Genomic DNA, 23,200 nt, shown 5'->3' with positions numbered 1-23,200 from the left:
AAGATTCAAGAAGGATAAGCCATGAAAGATGTCGGAATGAAACCGGAGAGTTACCGCACTGCTATTGCCACCGGGATTCTGCATGCGCCGCCACACTGCATTGAATTACTGCGTAATGGTAATACCGACAAAGGTGATGCGCTAAAAACCGCCCGGATCGCAGGGATTTTAGGCGCAAAACGTACTGATGAACTCATTCCTCTATGTCATCCACTGCCAATTTATCGGACCGATGTGGAATATGAGCTTGAAGAAGCCCATATAGTGATTACTGCGGTAGTGGAAACGATTGGTCCAACGGGTGTGGAAATGGAAGCACTGACAGCAGTCAGTCTGGCAGGTTTGACCCTTTACGATATGCTGAAACCACATTGTGAGCCGGAAGAATTATGTCTGGATCAGGTTAAACTGGGGCAAAAAAAGGGTGGAAAATCACATTTCACTCGTGTTTTGAAAGAACCTTTACCAGCCTCTGTCATTGTACTTTCTGATACCGTGGCATCTGGCAAGAAAGCCGACACAGCCGGGCAGAATGTGATGGAAATTCTGGAAGAAGCTAATTTTGGCTATATCCAGTATCAGGTGATTCCGGACAGTCCTGAACAGCTAAAAGCTTTTATTGAACAGCAAAAAAATGATTATCCATTAATTCTGACAGTGGGGGGTACGGGACTTGGCCCTAAAGATCTGACAGTGGAAACTATTCAACCCTTACTAACCCGCGAAATTCCGGGACTGATGGAAGCTGCACGCAGTTTTGGTCAACGTCGTACACCTTACGCAGCACTGAGCCGCGGTGTCGCAGGTTATATTGAAAACAGCCTGATCCTTACCTTACCGGGTAGCCGCCAAGGGGCTAAAGAATCCTTAATGGCGATTTTACCTGCACTCGTACATCTGTTTGATGTACAGAAAAATATTCCCCATGTAGGAGGCTATGAATGAACTCTGCTGTAACGACAGAACATTCCGCCTGTGGCAGTGAACCCGGCCTAATTTCTGTCGATCAGGCTCTGCAGATGATTTTAGATCATACTGATCATCTAGGCATTGAAACACTGCCCTTAAGTCAGGCACTGAACCGTTTCGTAGCCGAAGATATTTATTCAAAAACTCAGCTGCCGATATTTTCGCAAAGTGCTGTAGACGGTTATGCCATCTATATGGATATCGACATGCCAGTAGAAAGCAGTTTTGAGCTGATCGGTGAAATTCGTGCTGGACAGGGAGCTGATCTGATACTTGAGCCAGGTCAGGCAGTACGCATCTTTACTGGCGCGAAAATTCCGTTGCAGACCACGACGGTGGCAAGACAGGAAATTGTACAGCTCAGGGACTCGACTATTATCTTGACTGAAGCCTTACGACTGGATGCTGATATCCGTCAAGCCGGTGAAGAAATTCGCATGGACCAATGCCTGGCTGTTCAGGGGCAGCAGCTCAGTATTGGAACAATTGCAGCCTTAAGCATGGCAGGGATCCGGGAAGTTTCAGTTTATCGCTATCCTAAAATTGCAGTGGTGATTACTGGGGATGAAGTGGCTGACACTGTGGAAGACCTGAATTCCGGCAAAATTTTTGATGCCAATGCTCCTTTAATTCAAGCCTGGTTCCAGTCCAGAAACCAGCAGGTTGAGATCATGCATGTTGCCGATACCGAACAGGCGGTCAGCGCGCTATTTCAAAGGCTGAGAACCCAGTATGATCTGATTCTGACCACCGGTGGTGTATCGGTAGGAGATTATGATTTTGTCCGCCCGGTAGCACTGAAAATTAGTTTTGAACAGTTATTCTGGAAAGTCAAACAGAAACCTGGCAAGCCAATGTTCTTCGCCAAATCTGAGCGACCCGATCAAAATCCATGTTATTTACTCGGCCTGCCGGGTAATCCGGCTGCAGTCTATATAGGCATGCAGGTTTATGTATCAACCTTAATCAGTACGTTGCAAGGTCAAAAGCAATTACCACAATGGTTTAGTGCAGTAATGAGTCATGACTTGAAAGCCGATAGCCGGGAACGTTTTTTGCGTATGGCAGTAAGTTTTGAATCGGGAATGCTAAAGCTTTCCAGCTTGCCGAAGCAACAGTCGCATATGCTGAGTAATCTGATGCAGGCCAATTGTATTGTCCGTATTCCGGCAGCGCAAAGCATCCAGACCGGTCAGATCCTGCAAGGTCTGTTTATTTAAGGAATATGTCACCGATGAAAAAGGGATTGATCTTATTCAGTGCAGTTTTCCTGTCCTGTTCAGTCCAGGCTGGCAGTACCATCCGAGTCTATGCGGCCGCTAGTCTGAGCAATGCGGTGACGGAGATTGCCAGACGTTATGAAAAACAGTATCCCTCAATCAAAATAGTGCTGGTCTTTGCAGCATCTTCATCGCTCGCCCGGCAAATTGAAACTGGCGCACCGGCTGATATTTTTTTCTCAGCCGATCAGGACTGGATGAACTATCTGGTAAAAAAACAAAAAATAGCTAGATCTCAAGTAAAGCCCTTATTAAGCAATGAACTGGTATTAATTAGTCCTTTACAGCGTCAGCAAAGCTTTCAGGCCAGTTCTCAATTTAATTTTGCCCAGTCCTTTCAGGGGTATGTATGTACCGGACAAATGGAATCTGTGCCTGTCGGTAAATATGCTAAACAGAGTCTAACCAATCTGAAATGGTTAAAGGGTCTGCAAGGCCGCATTGTCGGAACAGATAGTGTTCGTTCGGCCTTGGCTTTTGTGGAACGTGGTGAATGTCAGGCCGGGATTGTGTATAAAACCGATGCGTTACAGAGTAAAAAAGTGAAAATTGCTGGGGTCTTTCCAGCTCATACGCATAGCCCGATTGTCTATCCAATTGCCTTGACTCAGCAGGGCAGTAAAAATGCCGATGCAGTCAAATTCATACGTTTTATGAGTCAGCATACCGAGGCGAAAAAGATTTATCAGCACTATGGTTTTAAACTCTAGGATGGTTCCAGTATGCTGACACCAGAGGAACTCAGTGCATTGTACCTGTCAGCAAAAGTTGCAGGTTTTGCCACAGCGATCAGTTTGCCGTTTGCCATCTTATTGGCGTGGATTCTGGCACGTCATGAGTTTCGCTTGAAATATGTGGTGGAAACACTGTTACACCTGCCGATGGTTTTGCCACCTGTGGTATTGGGCTATTTATTATTGATTGTCTTTGGTGGCAATGGCTGGATTGGACAATGGTTGCAGCAGTGGGGCATTCAGCTGGCTTTTAACTGGAAAGGTGCAGTGCTGGCCGCCATGATTGTGGCTTTCCCCTTAATGGTGCAACCGATCCGGTTGTCCTTTCAAATGATTAATCCGCAACTGGAACAGGTAGCAAATTCTTTGGGTGTTCAGCCCTATAAAGTCTTTTGCAGTATCAGCCTACCGCTGGCGTTGCCCGGTATTCTGATTGGCAGTATTCTCTGTTTTAGCCGCAGTCTGGGAGAATTCGGTGCTACCATCACCTTTGTTGGCAACATTCCTGACGAAACCCGCACCATTCCGATTGCGATCTATTCCCTATTACAGCAACCTGATGGCGAACAGATGACTTTACGACTGGTGCTTTTATCTCTAGGTCTGGCTTTTGCAGCATTATTGGCGAATTACTGGATTATGCAAAAATATCAGCAGAAAATTCAGGAGCGCTAATGCTACAGTGTGAGTTTCAGTATCAAAAGGATGCCTTTAGTTTAGATGCAGCAGTTCAGATGCAGAATTCTGTCCTGGGAATTGTTGGACCTTCGGGAGCAGGAAAAACCACTTTTCTTAAATTACTCCTTGGACTCTATCAACCACAATCTGGCTATATTCATTTAAATAAACAGATCCTGACCGATACAAACCTGAAAATTCATATTCCAATCCATCAGCGTAAGATCGCTTTGGTATTTCAGCAGGCGATGTTGTTTCCACATATGAATGTTGAGCAGAACCTGCTTTACGCCAAAAAATGGGGCAAATTGGAACAGGAAAAATTCCAATTAAAGGAGATTGCCGAGTTACTGGAAATTGATCATCTATTGCAGCGTCGGATTCAGCAATTATCGGGTGGGGAAGCACAGCGTATTTCGATCGGGCGGGCGCTGTTGTCCAGTCCTGAATTACTGCTCTTGGATGAGCCATTGACTGGCCTGGATACCAAACTGAAACAGCAGATCCTGCCATTTTTTACTCGCATCCGCGATGAAATACAGGTGCCGATGATTTATGTGACCCATCATCATGAAGAGCTGGAACAGCTGGATGCAGAAATTATTGAATTACAGGATCATCAGCTAAGCAATTCGCCGAGATAACTTTTTTTAAGAATACTTATAAAGAGAAAATAAAATAAATTTCAAGTAATTTGGCTTGGCGTATAATCTTAAGCCATTACCGGATACTACATGGATGAATATGACGGATATTGCACAGACCGAAGTAACGCGGTCTGCCTCAAAAATGGTTTTACCCATTGTCTTTGCTGTTGCCCTTGCACATTTCTTAAATGACCTGATTCAAGCCTGTTTACCAGCCATCTATCCCTTATTGAAAACTAATTATGACCTGAGTTTTGGTCAGATCGGCTTAATCTCTCTCGTGTATCAATTGACGGCGTCTTTATTACAACCTTGGGTGGGCTTCTATACTGACAAATATCCAAAGCCTTATCTTTTACCGATCGGTATGGGCTTTACCCTGTTTGGGATTCTGCTGTTAGCTTTATCGCAGAGCTTTGTAATGCTATTGGTTTCCGCTGCAATTATCGGGATCGGTTCTTCGACTTTTCATCCGGAAGCATCGCGTGTAGCGCGTATGGCTTCTGGTGGCAAGCTCGGTACTGCACAATCAGCCTTTCAGGTCGGTGGCAATAGTGGCTCTGCAGTAGGACCGTTACTGGCTGCACTGATTATTATTCCAAATGGACAAGCGTCTTCGGCATGGCTGATGCTGTTTGCTGCTTTTGGCATATTTGTATTATTTAAGGTTAGCCGCTGGACCATCACAAATAGCCAGACACAACTGAAAAAGATGGGTGCTACAGCAGCGTCCAAACTGCATGGAATCACTTTAATCCGTGCGCTTGGTGTCATTGGTATCCTGATGATCGCCAAATTTACTTATACCGTGAGCATCAGTAATTATTTTACTTTTTACCTGATTGATAAATTTGGTATCTCAATCCGAGATGCGCAGCTCTATCTATTTGCCTTTTTGGGCGCCGTCGCTTTGGGCACTTTCTTTGGCGGGCCGATCGGCGACCGGATCGGCCGTAATGCAGTGATCTGGTTTTCCTTTTTAGGTATGGCACCATTTGCCTTACTCATGCCGTATGCCAATTTATTCTGGACTTGTATCTTTTCAATTTTCGCTGGCCTGATTTTATCGTCAGCATTTTCAGCGATGGTGGTGTATGCTCAGGAAGCAGTACCAGGCCGTGTGGGTACGATTGCCGGTTTGATGTTTGGCGTCATGTTTGGCATCAGTGGGATCGCAGCAGCAGGATTAGGTTATGTGGCAGATCATACCAGTATTGCTTGGGTATTCCAGTTATGTTCATACCTGCCATTATTGGGCATACTGAGTTTCTTCCTGCCTAAAACTCAAAAATAAAAACAGGATCAAGACCTACGTTCGAAACAGAATATTGCCTATCTTAAAACCTCAAAGATGAATCATTTTTGAGGTTTTTTTTATATTTCATCTAAACTTTATAAAGAGAAGATCTGGTAAAAATATGTGATTGATATTACATTGCTTTATCTAGTAAATATTATGTTAGATTATAATAAATAGAATATGTCCAATTTAAGAATTGGAATAATAATTGCTTGGTCTAAAACAAAGAAAAATCAATTCAGTAATTACAAATTTGGAGGGGAAGCGATGAAAGTAAGAATAATATCTACTTTCGCATTATTAGGCGGCATTTGCATGTTTACGACCGTCACTATGGCAGGTGAGGGTGGTTTGCATTTTGCAGAAAAAAATATTGCTAAGGCAGCAGAATATCTTGAGAAAAAGAAAGTAACGGTAGCAGATAGCGAAGTCTTACATGCCAAAACAGTCGAAGCTAAAATTCAAAAATAAATATTCAAGTTATCCAGAATAAAGCTCACGCCATCATGAGATAGGTGAGCTGTTCTGCAAGTTATATAGATCCACTAACTGAAATATAATTTGCATAGATTCATAAACAGCATTTCTTTAGAGATAAATTTTTACTTCTACAAAAGATGCCTAAATTGCTGCTACTCCAGTTTCGCTGGTTCTGATTCGCACGACCTGCTCTAAAGGCGTGACAAAAATCTTGCCATCACCAATTTTATCGGTACATGCCGCTTTAATAATACCTTCAATCACCTGATCTACCTTTTCCATCTGGGACGGCAACTTCTACTTTTACTTTCGGAAGGAATTCAGCACTATACTCAGCACCATGATACATTTCAGAGTGACCTTTCTGGCGCCCGGCACCTTTTACCTCAGTGACTGTCAAACCATGAACACCCTGATGAGAAAGTTCAGCACGTACATCATCGAGTCTGAATGGTTTAATAATTGCTGTTATTAATTTCATCTCGATCTCCTTGGCTTATCTTAATTCTTTAAAAATAGAAGCCATTGAAGAGAGATACAATTTAAATATGTATTTACTGTTTCAAATTCACTTCATAGACACGAAATCCGCATGAATGATTTTTCAGATTGCTTTTGTATGAATAAAAGGGAGGATTAAGTTAGAAATGAGTACTGTTACTTTTTTTAATCTTATTTCTTTGCTTTAATTCTGCTTATCCTGATTTAACCTTAACCAATCCTCATTTTTAATATAAAAATAATTAATTCAGAAGCTTAGTTTAAAAAATTATTTTCTAAGTGATTAGCAATGGAATAGTGACCAAACATTTATTAAATACAACTTCACAATTTAAAAGAACTCCGCTAAAACTACAATCAAATGTTAATAAAATGTAATTTTTTGTATGAAAAATTTATTTTCAGCACTCATTGCTGTTGGGGCTCTAACGGGTTGTATCAATACCACTCATATGGGACACGGAGCTGACCGTAAACAACTCATGTTGTTATCTCAAGATCAGGTCGTTGAACAGGCGAAGCGTAAATTTACCCAAAAAACGGGACTTATCGAAAAAGAATATTTAAGTGAAGCTGAAATACGTTGCGCTAAAATTATGAACAGGATAATTCCTTATACGGATCATTACATTTCAGCAGATCGAACAATTAAATGGGGCGTTCATCTTTATCATTCAGACAAATCCAATGCAGGTGCCTTGGCTAATGGGATGATTTTCATGAGCTACAAGATGGTAAATCGTGCGATGCTGGATGATGAAGCGCTGGCGTACATTCTGGCGCATGAAATGGCACATGTTATTCGTGAGCACCAGCGTGAAACACAGAGCTGGAAATATATTGTAAGTCCACTTTTAGTGGGAACTGCCTGGGCAACAGCAGGAACTTCAGCACTGATTACGGGCATATTACATGATGGGTATGGTAGTACCTATCAGCGCCGTATGGAGAAAGAAGCAGATTTGTTGGGACTCGAACTCATGGCAAGAGCAGGATATAACCCTAAACAGGGAATTGCAGTATTCGCTCAGTTCTATCCGACTTTTCTGAAAGAATACCCGATACAAAGCAAATTACCTGCATTTATGCAACGGCATCCATCTTTAAAGCAGCGTTTAAAATATGCTGAAGAAAATCTGGATAGCCCGATGGCGCTTTATGATAAAAGCACTACGGAACAGTTGAGCTCTAAAAATCTGATTGAAATCAAACAAGATCCGAATACTAGGTTACTGATTAATGGTCAACTGGTACGTAATATTGATATTGAGTCGATCACCAAGGATGCAGAAGGTAAGCTCCATTATGTACTCAAATCGAATGTGCAAACCAGCGTCACCAGTCAAAGTCCAGTGAGTCAACCCAAAGACGCCTTGAGCACAGTGAAAAGGGTGCTATAACTTGATAAACATGGATTTACCAGACTTCAACAGCATATGATTTATAGTGTTTTAAACTGAAATCAATTGATTGATGATGCGTTGAAATGAATGAGAGTAAATACCAAGAAATTAACCGCTAAATTGCTCACGGCTCATTGGACACGTGAGCAGGACATTATACTGATTGAAAATAATAATTTACCTATTGAACAACTCATTGAAATGCTGAAATGCAGTCAAGAAGATATTATGGCACGCCGAAAAGTCTTAGGGCTGGTGACGCGCAACAAGCAGTTAAGACGGCTTTTATAATGATTGAATTAACCCTGCATGATGCCACTGACGCCCGTGACAATCATATCAATCGCAATTGTCCCAATCAGCAGCGCAGCAACACGACCGACAATATCGACATATAAATCGATGTAGTTAGAGTATTTATGCTGTAAATGATCATGTAAATATTTCATTAGAATTAACAGGCTACATGTCAGAAAAAGGGTAGAGAAAATCACCAGAATGGTTTGCCATAAACTGAGCTGAATGCCGGTAATCACGGATGCCGAAATGGTTCCCGGACCAATCATAAAGGGCATGGCAATGGTGCCCGCCAGGTGACTAGGTGCACCACGCATGACCCCAATCGTATCAGCACCTTCAAATACATAACGATAGCCAATCACCAGAAAGATAATACCGCCAAAAATCTGGAAGGATTCAAAGCGGACGTGCAGCACTTCCTGAAAGAAAGCTTCGCCAGTCTTGGCAAAAATGATAAAAACAATAAAGCTGATCAGGCTGCCCTGAATCAATGCCATGTTGAATACTTTGGCCTCGGAATTACGGATAATTCCGAGCATGTAAATACTCATCAAAAAAGGATTGAGCAGGGAGAAGAACAGGGCAAAGGCATTTAAAGTTTCTGACATTATTCAATCCTTTTTAATGGGTCTTATCCTAAGATTCGCGATCCGGAAATAGTGGGCGTTTACCCGGGCTAATCCGGTTGATATGCAGATACATCATATGACGTTCATATTTATCCAGAATGTCATTGATCACCTGTTCTTTGCTATAACCCACCAGATCATTGCCCTGAGAACCTTCAAACAGGTAACTTTCCAGACGGTAGTAATAACGTTTGGTGCGTTTCCCGCGGGCACTGAAGTTTGGCGTGTCATAACGTACTGGCCAAATGGCATAGACAAAGTTTTCTTCTTCATCCAGCTGAATGACTAAATCCAGATGATAAAGTTCAGGTTCATGATCAACCGGTTTTTCCTGTACATCAACGTGTATCCCTTTGCTGATTAGCTCGCTGGCCACAGCCTGAATTGCCGGTTTACACACGTCATCCAGCATGTTTCGGGTTTGGCTCAAGCTGGGGTGCAACATGACCCGACTCAGACGTTTCTTCCAGTTGAAAATATCGACATTGCCGACAACAGGCGCTGCATTTAGGCTGGTGCTGGCTTGACGAAAATCTTCAAGTCGCAAAGATTTATATAAGCCAGCCATCACAAAGAAAATCACGAAACTAAAGGGCAGGCCCATAATAATCGTGGTGTTCTGTAATGCTGTCACGCCATTGGCCATCAGCATCGCCAAGGTCAACAAGCCAATCGCAATCGCCCAGAAAATACTGAGCCAGCGTGGAGAGTCATGCTCGATATTGCTAAATTTAGTGGTGAAATTGCCTAATACCAATGCTCCAGAATCTGCCGAGGTCACATAGAACAATAAACCGGTAATCGTGGCCACGCCTGCGGTAAACATAAAGCCGGGATATTGCGCTAACAGATCATAAAAACCGTGGGCCGGGTTATCGAGAACGGTCGCTGCAAGCTGAGTATTACCGTCAAAAATGACGCTATATAAAGCGCTGTTACCAAAAATAGATAACCAGGTCAGGGTAAATAACAATGGAATAACCAAAGTCCCAGTGACAAATTCACGAATGGTACGACCACGTGAAATCCGTGCCAAGAACAGCCCCACAAAAGGTGACCAGGCGATCCACCAGGCCCAGAAGAACAAGGTCCAGCTATTCATCCATTCTTTCGGCTGCTCAAAAGGAAAACTGGTCAAAGACAGTTGAGGAAACTGGCTGATGTAGTCGCCAAAGTTCTGGATCAAGGCACCCAGTAAAAACTCGGTATTGCCGACAAATAGAATGAACAGCAGTAATCCGATCGATACGTAAATATTGATCTCTGAAAGAATGCGAATACCTTTGTTGACCCCCGCAGCGACAGAAAAAATAGTAATAATCACGGCCACCAGAATTAAAGCGGTCTGGACCCAGAGATTTTCCGGTAAACCAAACAGCACATGCAGACCATAATTTAATTGTACGACGCCAATACCGCAGGTGGTGGCAATACCAAAAATCGTCCCGAGTACCGCAGCAGTATCTACTGTATGTCCAATTGGACCATTAATTTTTTTACCGAAGATGGGATAGAGTGCCGAACGGATGGTCAGTGGCAAGTTATAACGATAACTGAAATAGCCCAGTGCGACCCCAATGAGCGCGTACATACTCCAGCCGGTTAAACCATAGTGAAATAGGGTCCAGACCATGGACTGACGTGCAGCTTCAAAGGTTTCACCTTCGCCCACCGGTGGATGCATATAATGGGAAAGCGGTTCTGCCACCGAGAAAAACATCAGGTCAATCCCGATTCCGGCAGAAAATAGCATCGCCGACCAACTCAGCAGGCTGAATTCCGGTTTGGAATGTTTAGGACCCAATTTAATCTCGCCATAACGTGAGCAGGCGATAAACAGGATAAAGACCAGATACAGTGTTGCCGCCAACAGGTAGTACCAGCTAAAGGTCGCACTGACCCAGTTTAAAATATTGGTAATAACCTGATTGGCCTGTTCATTAAATAAAATGGTGATGATAGAAAACAGCAGAATAAGCGTTGCCGAAAAATAAAAGACCACTTTATTCAGACTATCTTGCACCTCTTCGTTTTTCTTTTGCATAAATCCATGACCATCGTTTTGTTGCCGGATGATCTACAGTGCAGTGTGATTTGAAAGCAAGAGCCTGCGGTAAAGCTGCCTTATTTTTGTGAATTACAAACTTTTGCAAATCCAAAACAAACTGCGCTGTACATCAAGGGTGAGCTGGTACTATAATTTTTATTAATTGAACGTTCAATTAAAAAAGCGTTTATGAATTGTTACATCATTCAGCTATTTGCTTTAGCAGAGTGATTTTTTATTGTTACATCCGTTATTCAGGTTAGTCCTATGCCAAAAGTTGGTATGCAGCCGATCCGTCGCCAGCAATTAATCGATGCCACCTTAGCTGCCGTGAATGAATTGGGTTTTGCCGAAAGCTCAATCAGTCAGATTGCTCAGCGCGCCGGAGTATCAACCGGCATCATAAGTCATTATTTTGGCGGTAAAAATGGGCTCATTGAAGCAACGATGCGTTATTTATTGCAGCAGTTAGGTAAGTCTGTTGCAGAAATGCAGTCCCAAGTGGATAGCACACCTGAACAACGTTTACTGGCCATTGTGCGAGGCAACTTTGCTGCCCCACAAACAGATAAAGCGGCCATGAAAGTCTGGCTGGCATTTTGGGCCAGCAGTCTGCATCAACCTGATTTACACCGTTTACAGCAGGTCAACCATTACCGCCTGCATTCCAATATCAAGCATGAATTCATGAAAGTGCTGCCTAAGGCACAAGCTGAAAAAGCCGCTCAAGGACTGGCTGCGCTGATTGATGGCTTCTGGTTAAGGGGTGCACTGATCAATGAAGAACTTGACCCTGAAATGCCGATAGAACTTTGTAGTGACTATATCCGACAGCAACTCAAGAATGACTCAACTGCGAGGGAATCCCATTGACACACTTTAATCTGCAACGTCCTTATATCCACGGACAATTTGTCGATGCTACATCCAACAGCACATTTGAAACAATTAATCCGGCGACCGGCGAAGTTCTGGCAGAAGTCCAGATTTGCAGCAAAGACGATATCGACCGTGCGGTAAAATCCGCTCAGCAAGGCCAGAAAGTCTGGGCAGAAATGACGGCGATTCAACGTTCCCGTATCTTAAACAAGGCTGTCGCTATTCTTCGTGAACGCAATGACGAGCTGGCACGTTTAGAAACTCTCGACAGTGGTAAGGCTTTTAGTGAAACCTCAACTGTCGATATTGCAACGGGCGCTGATGTGCTCGAATATTATGCGGGTATTTTGCCAGCACTCGAAGGCCAGCAAATTCCACTACGAGAAACATCATTTATTTATACCCGTCGTGAACCTCTGGGTGTGGTGGCCGGAATTGGTGCATGGAATTACCCGATTCAAATTGCCTTATGGAAATCGGCTCCTGCACTGGCAGCAGGCAATGCCATGATCTTTAAAGCCAGTGAAGTAACACCTTTAACTGCGTTAAAACTGGCAGAAATTTATACCGAAGCCGGTGTTCCGCATGGTGTCTTTAATGTGGTGACAGGTGGCGGTGAAATTGGTGCTTATCTGACCTCACATCCGGACATAGCTAAAGTTTCATTTACTGGTGGTGTTGCCACCGGCAAAAAAGTCATGGCCCAAGCTGCGAATTCCAGTCTGAAAGAAGTCACCATGGAACTCGGTGGAAAATCCCCGCTGATTATCTGCGAAGATGCCGATCTGGATCTGGCAGCAGATATAGCCATGATGGCCAACTTCTACAGTTCCGGTCAGGTTTGCACCAATGGAACCCGGGTATTTATCCCTTTGGCCTTGAAAGCAGAATTTGAAAACAAGATTTTGCAGCGCATTCCTTATATCCGTATGGGGGATCCACTTGATCCTGACACCAATTTTGGTCCAGTGTCCAGCTTCTCTCATATGGAAAAAGTGCTGGATTATATCGAACAGGGCAAAAAAGAAGGCGCTCGTTTACTTTGTGGTGGTGGCCGTGCCGAAGATGAGCAATTTGCCCAAGGCGCTTATGTGCTACCCACGGTATTTACCGATTGCCGTGACGACATGACGATTGTCCGTGAAGAAATCTTTGGTCCAGTCATGAGTATTTTGAGTTATGACTCAGAAGAAGAGGCTATTTGTCGCGCCAATGCCACAGAATATGGTCTGGCCGCTGGTGTCGTGACACTAAATCTGGCACGTGCGCATCGTATTATTCATCAAATCGAAGCCGGTATTTGCTGGATCAATACCTGGGGTGAATCTCCAGCAGAAATGCCAGTGGGTGGCTATAAACATTCGGGTGTCGGTCGCGAAAACGGTATTGTCACACTACAGCAATATACCCAGACCAAATCAGTTCAGGTGGAATTGAGTCCTTTCCAATCCGTGTTTAACGCATAAGGGGAGGATGAATGAATTACGACTATATTATTATTGGTGCAGGTTCTGCGGGTAATGTATTGGCAGCGCGTTTAACGGAAGATCCAGAGATCAAAGTCTTGTTGCTGGAAGCGGGTGGTCCGGATCATCGGCTGGATTTTAGAACCCAGATGCCAGCCGCTTTGGCTTATCCATTACAGGGACGACGCTATAACTGGGCCTACCTGACCGACCCCGAACCACATATGAATAACCGTCGGATGGAATGCGGTCGTGGTAAAGGCTTGGGTGGTTCTTCGTTAATTAACGGCATGTGCTACATTCGCGGTAATGCCATGGATCTGGAACAGTGGGCCAGCCTGAAGGGGCTTGAACACTGGAGCTATGCCGAATGTCTGCCATATTATAAAAAAGCGGAAAGCCGTGATATTGGTGGCAATGATTATCATGGCGATTCTGGACCGGTTTCGGTGGCAACGCCTAAACAGGGCAATAATGAACTGTTTCATGCCATGATCGAAGCGGGTGTACAGGCCGGTTATCCACGTACCGATGATCTGAACGGTTACCAACAGGAAGGCTTCGGTCCGATGGATCGAACTGTGACACCGCAAGGCCGTCGTTCCAGTACAGCACGTGGTTATCTCGATATGGCCAAAGGTCGGGATAATCTCACGATTATTACCCACGCTATGACCAACCGTATTCTGTTTAATCGTAATCAGGCGATTGGTGTGGAATATTTTGAGGGGCAAAATACCTTGCAGCCGATTCAGGTGTTTGCCGATCGTGAAGTGCTACTTTGTGCTGGTGCAATTGCATCACCGCAAATCCTGCAACGTTCTGGTGTGGGTTCGGCTGAACTGTTAAAAAGTCTGGATATTCCTGTAGTTCAGGATTTACCGGGAGTGGGTGAAAACCTGCAAGACCATCTGGAAATGTACTTGCAATATCAGTGCAAAAAACCGGTGAGCTTATATCCGGCTTTGAAATGGTATAACCAGCCGATGATTGGGGCAGAATGGTTATTTTTGGGTAAGGGCATTGGCGCGAGCAATCAGTTTGAAGCAGGTGGTTTTATCCGCTCTTCAGATGAATTTGAATGGCCGAATATTCAGTATCACTTTTTACCGATTGCGATTAACTACAATGGCACCAATGCCATTCATGAGCATGGTTTTCAAGCTCATGTTGGTTCAATGCGTTCGCCGTCGCGTGGCCGTGTCCGTCTGAAATCCAAAGACCCGTTTGAGCATCCAAGTATTCTGTTCAACTATATGAGTACCGAGCAGGACTGGCGTGAATTCCGCGATGCCATCCGCATTACCCGGGAAATCATGCATCAGCCGGCATTAGATCCCTATCGTGGTGAAGAAATCAGTCCAGGAAAACATCTACAAACAGATGCTGAAATTGATGAATTTGTTCGTAATCATGCAGAAACCGCGTATCATCCATCGTGTAGCTGTAAAATGGGTGAGGATGACATGGCGGTTGTCGATGGTTATGGACGCGTACATGAAATGCAGGGGCTGCGTGTGATTGACGCCTCCATTATGCCTTTGATCATTACCGGCAATCTCAATGCAACTACGATTATGATCGCTGAAAAACTGGCAGACCATATTCGTGGCAAACCTGCTCTTGCGCCTTCATCGGCACCTTTTTACAAGGCGCTTCGCGCTTAAATCATAGTTTTATTCCTGTCATCTGGCAAAGCAGGAGTAAAACGAATTTCAATTTTTTCCCAAAAACGGAGATAAAACCTCGACTGCTGTCGTTTTATCTCCGGCTTTGCTTAATACAATTTATATTTTATGAAAATATTCAATCAAACAGTGCTGTTTGGCTGTGCTGCTGTTTCAAGTTTTTACTGTTATGCCGATGATGCGGAAGTAAAACAAATAGAAGCAAGTGGAAACTTGAGTGTGGTATCCAAATATATCTCCCGCGGTTTGACCAATGTACCTGAAAATGATGACGTTGCTGTACAGGCTGCATTGAATCTGGCTTATGGCAATTTTTATGTTGGATATTGGGGATCTACGCTTGGATACTCTTATGCAGAAGTGCAGGGGCGTCCGGGACATCGTTCAGACAAATTCGAGCATGACTTTCTAGTGGGTTATACCCATAGCAGCGAAAATTATGACTGGGATTTATGGAACGCAACCTATTATTATCCGGGCGGCAAGCATACTACCGGAAATGAGCTGGGTTTAAATGTAAGTCGTGCGTTGAATGATCAGACCAGTATCGGGGCCAGCATATCGACCTATCTGTATGATGTGGCTTATGCCAATCAGGGCGATACTTTTTATACACTTAACCTGAGCCACCAGTTGAATGATCGCCTGAATGCCAGCGTTACGGCAGCAGGGAGCTATTTTAACGATGAAGGCAAATATGAGGGCGGTGAACTGGGCGATACCGAAAAGCAGTTTGCCTTTCGTTATGCTTCTGCCGGACTCAGTTATGCGCTTTTACCGCAGTTGAGTGTGTCGGGTGAATATATCTTTGGCGGTTATGACCGCTATGCTGACAAGCAGCGTAATCTTGCAGTATTTGCCCTAAGTTATGATTTCTAAGATTATCTCAGACTAGGCAGGTGAAAATCTGCCTCATCCGCAACCTTGATTGATCATATAATTCATGACTTGAAGTAGATTCATGCTCCTGTAGCTCAGGAAAGACTGAGGGCCTAGTTTAATCTGCCAGAATTTCAGACAAATATTATCAATTTCATAAAATAATTCTATAATAGCGGCCATTCTCGGCAGCGTTATCCAGACACTTCGTCAAATGGCATAACCTGACCATTTTCTATTTTTCATTCAAGTTCTCCTCCGTGAACCGGCTTGTATATTCAGATTCAGCATCTTATCTGTCTGTGACGGCACATAAGAATATTTAGGTATCCACATGGAAATTAAGGTCAATTATCTCGATAATCTACGCCAGGAAGCCAAGTTCGATGACTTCACGGTGATTGCCGATCAGCCGATCCGCTATAAAGGCGATGGTTCGGCACCTGGCCCATTCGATTATTTTCTGGCGTCGTCGGCACTTTGTGCGGCTTATTTTGTCAAAGTCTATTGCGCAGCACGTGACATTCCAACCGATAATATCCGCCTTTCGCAAAACAATATTGTTGATCCTGAAAACCGCTATAAACAGATTTTTAAAATCCAGGTTGAACTGCCGGCTGATATTTCTGAAAAAGATCGCCAAGGAATTTTACGTTCGATAGACCGTTGTACCGTCAAGAAAGTAATTCAAACCGGTCCTGAATTTGTCATTGAAGAAGTGGAAAGTATTGATGCGGATGCTCAAGCCTTGTTAATGCCAAGTCTTGCTTCTGAAAACAGTACGTTTATTCCAGGTAAAGACCTTCCGCTGGAAGAAACCATTGCCAATATGTCTGCCATTCTGGCAGGCCTTGGCATGAAGATTGAAATTGCCTCTTGGCGTAATATCGTGCCGAATGTGTGGTCGCTACATATCCGTGATGCGCAGTCGCCAATGTGTTTTACCAATGGTAAAGGTTCAACCAAAGAAAGTGCGCTGGCATCTGCCTTGGGTGAATTTATTGAACGTCTGAACTGCAACTTCTTCTATAATGATCAGTTCTGGGGTGAAGATATTGCCAATGCAGAATTTGTGCATTATCCAGATGAAAAATGGTTTCAGCCGGGTCCAAATGGCGAACTGCCTGCAGAAGTTTTAGATGAACATACCCGTGAAATTTATGATCCTGAAGATGAGTTATTGGGTACCCATCTGTATGACACCAACTCCGGTAATACTGCACGTGGCATCTGTTCATTGCCATTTGTACGTCAGTCTGATGGTGAAACGGTTTATTTCCCGTCGAATCTGATCGAAAACTTGTACCTCAGTAATGGTATGAGCGCCGGCAATACCTTGGCGGAAGCACAAGTGCAATGTCTGTCTGAAATTTTTGAGCGTGCGGTAAAACGTGAAATTCTGGAAGGTGAACTCGCACTTCCAGATGTGCCTGAACAGGTTCTGGCAAAATATCCAAAAATTGTCGAAGGCATTAAAGGCTTAGAAGAGCAAGGTTTCCCGGTGCTGGTTAAAGACGCCTCACTAGGCGGTCAGTTCCCGGTGATGTGTGTCACCCTGATGAACCCACGTACCGGCGGTGTATTTGCCTCATTTGGTGCCCATCCTAACTTTGAAGTGGCATTAGAGCGCAGTCTGACTGAATTGTTACAAGGCCGTAGTTTTGAAGGTCTGAATGATCTGCCAAAGCCAACCTTTAGCAGCAATGCAGTAACTGAACCGAATAACTTTGTTGAGCATTTCATCGACTCAAGCGGTATGGTGTCTTGGCGTTTCTTCAGCGCGAAATCAGATTATGATTTTGTCGAGTGGGATTTTACCAATAACGGTCAAAATTCGAATGTGGATGAAGCTCAGGAATTATTCACGATTCTGGAAGACATGGGCCATGAAGTTTATATGGCGGTGTATCAGCATCTAGGTGCAACCGCTTGCCGTATTCTGGTACCGGGCTATTCGGAAATTTATCTGGTGGAAGATCTGGTTTGGGACAATACCAACAAGGCCTTGCTCTACCGTGAAGATATCCTGAATCTGCATCGACTGGATGATGAACAACTAGAAGCACTGGTTGAGCGTCTGGAAGAAGCAGATGAGGATGACTATACCGAGATCAAAACCTTGATCGGTATCGAGTTCGATGAAAATACTGAATGGGGCCAACTCACTATTCTTGAACTGAAACTGCTGATTTATGTGGCTTTACAGCAATTTGAAGAAGCCAAAGATCTGGTTGAGCAGTTCCTGCAGTTCAATACCAATACCGTTGAACGTGGCTTGTTCTATCAATGCATGAATGTGGTACTTGAAGTACTGCTTGCTGATGACATGGAACTTGAAGATTATGAACACAACTTCCGCCGTATGTTTGGTGATGAACGTATGGATGCGGTGATGGGTTCAGTTGAAGGCACAGTCCGTTTCTATGGCCTGGCTGAAACCAGTATGAAGCTTGAAGGTCTGGATCGTCATTTACGCCTGATTGACAGCTATAAAAAGCTGCATGCTGCGCGTGCCAAGTTTGTGGCTCAGCAATAATCCATAGATAGCTGCATCAAAAAACCGCCTCCAGATAGGCGGTTTTTTTTATTGCTTTAAATATTTAAGATTTACAAATCAGACAAATTCCTGACAAAAAGCTACAGTATTTTGCGCCAATACTGGGCATAAATTAATTCATAAACAGTCATTTACATAATGAATAGTTAAATTACTCACTTTGCTATTCATATTTAAGAAACCGATAAAAGAATCTTAATGATATTTAATGAGGAAGATGAATGTACCTCAAACAGCTGATCGAACAATTAAAAGTAGAATTTAATTCTTCTTCGACTGATCCCGAGCAGCGGATTGATCACGCTTTACATCAGCTGATTCCACACAGTCTGGAGGTGCCATACCCGGGTGAAGGACAGACCTTAAAACGCTGGCAGATCCTGAGTCAGGTTGCTGCCATAGACTTGAGTCTGGCCAAACTATATGAATCGCATCTGGATGTACTGGCGATACTGCATGAACTGCATGCTGGTCCTGAGCAGATTGTCGGATTGACTGCTATCTGGGCAGCAGAGGGTGGTCCTAAACCTTTACAGCTGGAAGATGATCTGCTTTCCGGAATTAAACCATGGTGTTCAGCCGCCGGTCAGGTGCAGCAGGCTTTATTGACCTATCGGGATGAAGAAGAACACTCGCAACTGTTACTGGTAGATATGACCCAGGATGGGATTCAGATCAATACCAGTGCCTGGCATGCCGTGGGGATGCAATATACACGCACGGCTGAGGTCAGCTTCAATCAGGTCAAGGTCAAAACCATTAGCAAGCCAAACTATTATCTGGATCGTCATGGATTTTGGCATGGTGCGGCTGGCGTCGCTGCCTGCTGGTTTGGTGCAACGCTCAAACTGGCCGGTTATTTAAAACATGCCATGCATCATAAAACTAATCCATTTAGAGAAATGTATCTGGGTGAGGTCAGCAGCAAGCTGTATGCAACTCGGGCACTATTTCATGAAACTGCAAAATTGATTGATGCCGACCCTAGATATAACCATGAATTGATAATTCGAGCTTTACGTGCCCAGGTCGAAGACACTGCACTGGCAGTACTGGAACTTTGTGGTAAAGCCTTGGGTGCGGCACCATATTGCCAGCAGGCGGATTTTGCCCGCTGTGTAGCAGATTTGCCCGTATTTGTCCGGCAAAGCCATGCTGCATTTGATTTGCAGTGTATTGGTCAACTGACGATGGAGGATGAACAGACATGGGCACTTTAAAACATCCAATCGTTGAAGACCGTATTATTCAGGGTGAAGGAACAGCGCTAGAAGAATGGCAGCAGAGTCAGCAGCTCCATCATTTAAAAGCGCTTGAACTGAGTAAAATATTTCCCCTAAATAGTCGCATTTGTATTGTTGCTCCACATCCGGATGATGAAATTCTTGGCTGTGGTGGACTGATTCAGCAGCTGGATGCAGCGGGTTATGAGATTATTCTTTTTGCAGTCACCAATGGCACAGCCAGTCATCCCGACTCGATACTATATACACCAGAGCAGCTGGATCATATCCGACCTCAGGAAACAATAAATGCTTTAGGCGTTCTCGATCTGCAACAATCGATACAGCGTATTGCGCTGAATATCCAGGATGGTGAGGTAGCGCAACAACGTGACCAGTTGGCAGCTGCTTTAAAACCGTATTTGCAAGCAAATGATATTCTGGTAACCACTTTTGAACATGATGGCCATCCTGATCATGAGATTACAGGTCAGGTAAGCAAACAGCTTGCAGCAACGCATTCTTTAAAATGTTTACAGGTGCTGATCTGGACCTGGCATTGGGCCCGTCCTGGAGATAGTCGTATTCCCTGGCATAAAGCCCTTAGACTTGAACTCAACCCAAAGCAGTTAGCGCGTAAAATACAAGCCATGCAATGTTTTAAAAGCCAGCTTGAACCGGACTCTAGTACAGGTAAAGCTCCTATCGTATCGGGCAGCGCATTAGCACGTCTTTTACAGCCATGGGAGGTCTATATTGATGACGAAGGCCATCTATAATCATGACTACTTCGCCGAGCTCTATCGCATAAATAATGGCGATCCCTGGCAGTATGAACAGCGCTGGTATGAGAAGCGAAAACGCGATATGACTTTAGCTGTACTGCCTTATCCGAAATTTAAAAATGGTATTGAAATTGGCTGTAGTAATGGGGTACTGAGCGCCGAGCTGGCTGAACGATGCGAAGCTTTACTGTGTATGGATGCCAATTCGACCGCCATACAGCTAGCGAATCAGCGCCTGATCCATGATCATGTCAAAGTGGTGCAGGGGATTGTGCCACTGGATTTGCCAACACAGCAATTTGATCTGATTGTTGCCAGCGAAATGCTATATTACCTTGAAGAAAATATTCTGCTGCAACTGATTGAATGGATGAATACGCATCTCAGTCCACAAGGCTGTATTGTGGCTTGCCACTGGAGACATGCGATTGAAGGCTTCAGTCTGAATGGAGAACAGGTTCATCAGATTTTAAAACAGCGATTGCATTATTATCACCACACACAGTTACAGGATGCCGATTTTTTTCTGGATGTCTGGACACATGACGTAAATTCGATAGCCGTACAAGAAGGATTATTATGAAAAAAATTGGTGTTGTCATTCCGGCCTGTAACGAAGAAGAAGAAATCGAACATTGTCTACAGGCACTGGAACGGGCACGCCAAAAATTTTATCAAGACATGTCTCAAAGTCATGGCATACAAATTCAAATTCTAGTCGTGATGGATAGCTGTACTGATGCTACAGCAGAAAAGTTAAACACTTATAATGTTTTAGCTATAAGTTGTAATTATCGTTGTGTAGGAAAAACCCGTGATCTCGGTATACAGCATTTGATCCAACAAGGCTATGACTGGATTTGCTGTACGGATGCAGATTCCAGAGTACATCCAGACTGGTTTAAGACCATGCTGCTGCATCAGCCTACACATGTGATTTGCGGAGTCGTTGAAATTGCGCAATGGGATCACTTAAGTTTAGCTACCCAAAAAAAATATCTGCACCATTATCAGGATCATATGGGGCATCGGCATATTCATGGGGCCAACCTTTGTTTTAAAGCATCGAGTTATAAGGTTCTTGGCGGCTTCAAACCTATGCCATGTCATGAAGATGTAGATCTGGTTAAACGCGCAGAAAAAATGGGAATGCATATTACCTGGTCTAACCAGTTGAGAGTGGTGACCAGCAGTCGCCTGATTTCACGTGTCCGTGAAGGATTTTCACAATTTTTATGGAGCATTGAACGACAAAATCAGGATAACAAATCCAATACAAAATGCCTGAGAAAAATTATTTGAAAGTTTTTGAAACTATATTTTTCAATGAATCATAGGCTTAACAATTTGGCCGATTTTTTTGATTAGAACCTATTCCATTTAAAATAAAACTGCTTATAATTCATCCAAATTAAGCCCTGTGAACTAATACATTTCAAGTATAAGTTCATGGGGTTTTTCTATGGATCAACGGTTTGGGATACCGCACCGAAATTTTTACTGGTTCTTACTATGTACGCTCCGTTATTACCTGCTTCTCTTCGTGCGCTTCCACGTAGTCATTGGCAACGTATTGCCACTGCACTATGTTTTTTCGCTCTGGGTTTTAGTACTGCTGCCTGGGCACCGTTGATTCCACTGGTGCAGCAGCGCCTGAATTTAAGTCATTCAGATTTCGGTGTGTTATTGCTTGCCGCGGGCGTAGGTTCAATGATCGCCATGCCATTGGCAGGTCGTATGGCACATCGTTACGGCTGTCGTTCTGTTATCGCTACAGTATTGGCCGCATTTGTTTTAATTCTGCCTGCATTGGCATTTAGCCCGACTAAATTGCTATTGGCAGCCGCTTTATTTTGCTTCGGTGCTAGCGCTGGCGCACTCGGCGTATCGGTTAACCTTCAGGCAATTAAACTGGAAAGTCAGCAACGTAAAAGCATGATGTCACTGTTCCACGGCGTATGTAGCCTGGGTGGTTTGGCAGGTGTGTTAGGTATGACCAGTATGCTGGCATTTGGTCTTGCACTGCCTTTAAGTGTACTGGTGATCAGTATGAGCATTTTACTGATCATGGTATTTGCTGTGCCATTCTGTCTAAAAGCAGAAGCTGCAGCTGAAGCAACAGAATCTGAAGATACTACCCAGAAAGCTGCCCATAAACCACGTCCAACATTTGCAATTCTTTGCATGGGATTGATCTGTTTTATCGCTTTTCTGTCTGAAGGCGCAGCGATGGACTGGAGTGGAATTTACCTGAATACTCAATTTAAAGTTCAAGCATCTCAAGCTGGTCTAGCTTACAGTTGCTTTGCTGCTTTAATGGTTGCAGGACGTTTAAGTGGCCATCTGATTATTCGCTTCTTTGGTGAAAAGAACACGATTCTGTACAGTGCCACTTTGGCAGGTTTGGGTCTTCTGACTGTGGTATTTGCACCAGTGTGGTATGTGGCTTTGATTGGTTATGCGATCCTGGGTCTGGGTAGCGCAAATATCGTTCCGCTGATGTTCTCACGTGCAGGACGTCAAACTGAATTACCCAAACATATTGCTTTATCTTATGTTTCTGTATTTGCTTATACCGGTTCTTTGCTTGGGCCAGCATTGGTGGGCTTCGGAAGCGAGATCATGGGTCTAAGCCAGGTATTTTTTATCATTGCAGTTGGCCTGATCAGCATTACTGTACTGAACCAGCTGACTTCTGCTCCAGCAACTGCAGCAGAAGCAGAAAAAACACAAACACCAGCATAAAGCTGGTGTT

At 43.9% G+C, this 23,200-nt stretch carries 21 protein-coding genes and 1 pseudogene; 19 read left to right on the top strand and 3 right to left on the bottom strand.

The window, feature by feature from the left end:
• Positions 1-21: 21 nt before the first annotated feature.
• From moaCB to F899_RS08435, 7 genes are all read left to right on the top strand, one after another.
• Complete coding sequence (gene moaCB / locus F899_RS08465) at positions 22-945, top strand: bifunctional molybdenum cofactor biosynthesis protein MoaC/MoaB (RefSeq protein ID WP_005222115.1); 924 nt, start codon at positions 22-24, stop codon at positions 943-945.
• Positions 942-2,189 carry a molybdopterin molybdotransferase MoeA gene (locus tag F899_RS08460; protein ID WP_005222114.1) on the top strand — a complete coding sequence of 416 codons (1,248 nt, stop codon included), beginning with the start codon at positions 942-944 and terminating at the stop codon, positions 2,187-2,189. The genes moaCB and F899_RS08460 overlap by 4 nt, the downstream gene beginning before the upstream one ends.
• Before the next feature lie 14 nt (positions 2,190-2,203).
• On the top strand, positions 2,204-2,959 hold the full coding sequence (gene modA, locus F899_RS08455; RefSeq protein ID WP_005222112.1) for a molybdate ABC transporter substrate-binding protein: 756 nt from the start codon (positions 2,204-2,206) through the stop codon (positions 2,957-2,959).
• A 12-nt stretch (positions 2,960-2,971) separates the two neighbouring features.
• Positions 2,972-3,658 (top strand): molybdate ABC transporter permease subunit, encoded by a 687-nt coding sequence (modB, locus tag F899_RS08450; protein ID WP_005222110.1) that lies wholly within the window; start codon positions 2,972-2,974, stop codon positions 3,656-3,658.
• A complete protein-coding gene (locus tag F899_RS08445) occupies positions 3,658-4,305 on the top strand; it encodes an ATP-binding cassette domain-containing protein (RefSeq protein ID WP_005222109.1) in 648 nt (215 codons plus the stop codon). The genes modB and F899_RS08445 overlap by 1 nt, the downstream gene beginning before the upstream one ends.
• A gap of 94 nt (positions 4,306-4,399) precedes the next feature.
• A complete protein-coding gene (locus tag F899_RS08440; RefSeq protein ID WP_004809388.1) occupies positions 4,400-5,602 on the top strand; it encodes an MFS transporter in 1,203 nt (400 codons plus the stop codon).
• A gap of 186 nt (positions 5,603-5,788) precedes the next feature.
• Positions 5,789-6,079 (top strand): hypothetical protein, encoded by a 291-nt coding sequence (locus F899_RS08435; RefSeq protein WP_228127798.1) that lies wholly within the window; start codon positions 5,789-5,791, stop codon positions 6,077-6,079.
• A gap of 150 nt (positions 6,080-6,229) precedes the next feature.
• On the opposite strand, the pseudogene F899_RS08430 reads toward F899_RS08435, so the two are convergent.
• Positions 6,230-6,569: pseudogene (locus F899_RS08430) on the bottom strand (P-II family nitrogen regulator).
• A 406-nt stretch (positions 6,570-6,975) separates the two neighbouring features.
• On the opposite strand from F899_RS08430, the gene F899_RS08425 reads away from it, so the two are divergent.
• Positions 6,976-7,989, top strand: coding sequence for a M48 family metallopeptidase (locus F899_RS08425; RefSeq protein ID WP_004809385.1), 1,014 nt, complete (start codon positions 6,976-6,978; stop codon positions 7,987-7,989).
• A gap of 90 nt (positions 7,990-8,079) precedes the next feature.
• Positions 8,080-8,283, top strand: a complete 204-nt coding sequence (locus tag F899_RS08420; RefSeq protein WP_004894830.1) for a hypothetical protein — start codon at positions 8,080-8,082, stop codon at positions 8,281-8,283.
• 8 nt (positions 8,284-8,291) lie between these two features.
• Here F899_RS08420 and F899_RS08415 read toward each other — a convergent pair whose 3' ends face one another.
• Both F899_RS08415 and F899_RS08410 read right to left on the bottom strand, forming a co-directional pair.
• Positions 8,292-8,900, bottom strand: a complete 609-nt coding sequence (locus F899_RS08415) for a MarC family protein (protein ID WP_004894827.1) — start codon at positions 8,898-8,900, stop codon at positions 8,292-8,294.
• A 28-nt stretch (positions 8,901-8,928) separates the two neighbouring features.
• Positions 8,929-10,965: a choline transporter gene (locus F899_RS08410; RefSeq protein WP_005222100.1), complete on the bottom strand. Its 2,037-nt coding sequence runs from the start codon at positions 10,963-10,965 to the stop codon at positions 8,929-8,931.
• Positions 10,966-11,235: 270 nt separating this feature from the next.
• Between F899_RS08410 and betI the strand changes: the two genes are divergently transcribed.
• The 10 genes from betI (at position 11,236) to F899_RS08360 (ending at position 23,190) form a co-directional block, all read left to right on the top strand.
• Entirely contained in the window at positions 11,236-11,841 is a 606-nt protein-coding gene (gene betI, locus F899_RS08405; RefSeq protein ID WP_005222098.1) for a transcriptional regulator BetI, read from the top strand.
• Positions 11,838-13,313: a betaine-aldehyde dehydrogenase gene (betB, locus tag F899_RS08400; RefSeq protein WP_005222095.1), complete on the top strand. Its 1,476-nt coding sequence runs from the start codon at positions 11,838-11,840 to the stop codon at positions 13,311-13,313. The genes betI and betB overlap by 4 nt, the downstream gene beginning before the upstream one ends.
• Positions 13,314-13,324: 11 nt before the next feature.
• Positions 13,325-14,980: a choline dehydrogenase gene (gene betA, locus F899_RS08395; RefSeq protein WP_005222094.1), complete on the top strand. Its 1,656-nt coding sequence runs from the start codon at positions 13,325-13,327 to the stop codon at positions 14,978-14,980.
• 129 nt (positions 14,981-15,109) lie between these two features.
• Positions 15,110-15,880: a TorF family putative porin gene (locus F899_RS08390; protein ID WP_005222093.1), complete on the top strand. Its 771-nt coding sequence runs from the start codon at positions 15,110-15,112 to the stop codon at positions 15,878-15,880.
• A gap of 334 nt (positions 15,881-16,214) precedes the next feature.
• Entirely contained in the window at positions 16,215-18,416 is a 2,202-nt protein-coding gene (locus tag F899_RS08385) for an OsmC domain/YcaO domain-containing protein (protein WP_005222092.1), read from the top strand.
• A gap of 242 nt (positions 18,417-18,658) precedes the next feature.
• A complete protein-coding gene (locus tag F899_RS08380; RefSeq protein ID WP_005222091.1) occupies positions 18,659-19,657 on the top strand; it encodes an acyl-CoA dehydrogenase family protein in 999 nt (332 codons plus the stop codon).
• A complete protein-coding gene (locus F899_RS08375; protein ID WP_005222090.1) occupies positions 19,645-20,439 on the top strand; it encodes a PIG-L deacetylase family protein in 795 nt (264 codons plus the stop codon). Before F899_RS08380 ends, F899_RS08375 begins: the two co-directional genes overlap by 13 nt.
• A complete protein-coding gene (locus F899_RS08370; RefSeq protein WP_005222089.1) occupies positions 20,420-21,028 on the top strand; it encodes a class I SAM-dependent DNA methyltransferase in 609 nt (202 codons plus the stop codon). Before F899_RS08375 ends, F899_RS08370 begins: the two co-directional genes overlap by 20 nt.
• Entirely contained in the window at positions 21,025-21,747 is a 723-nt protein-coding gene (locus tag F899_RS08365; RefSeq protein ID WP_004894797.1) for a glycosyltransferase family 2 protein, read from the top strand. Before F899_RS08370 ends, F899_RS08365 begins: the two co-directional genes overlap by 4 nt.
• 210 nt (positions 21,748-21,957) lie before the next feature.
• The gene (locus F899_RS08360; RefSeq protein ID WP_034434010.1) at positions 21,958-23,190 is read left to right on the top strand and encodes an MFS transporter; all 1,233 of its coding nucleotides are present in this window, start codon (positions 21,958-21,960) and stop codon (positions 23,188-23,190) included.
• Positions 23,191-23,200: the final 10 nt, after the last annotated feature.

This window comes from Acinetobacter sp. CIP 101934 (genome assembly GCF_000369585.1).
In the GTDB taxonomy this organism is placed as follows: Bacteria; Pseudomonadota; Gammaproteobacteria; order Pseudomonadales; family Moraxellaceae; genus Acinetobacter; species Acinetobacter schindleri.
Note: the sequence above shows the minus strand (reverse complement) of the source record. Positions and strands in the feature narration are given on the sequence as shown.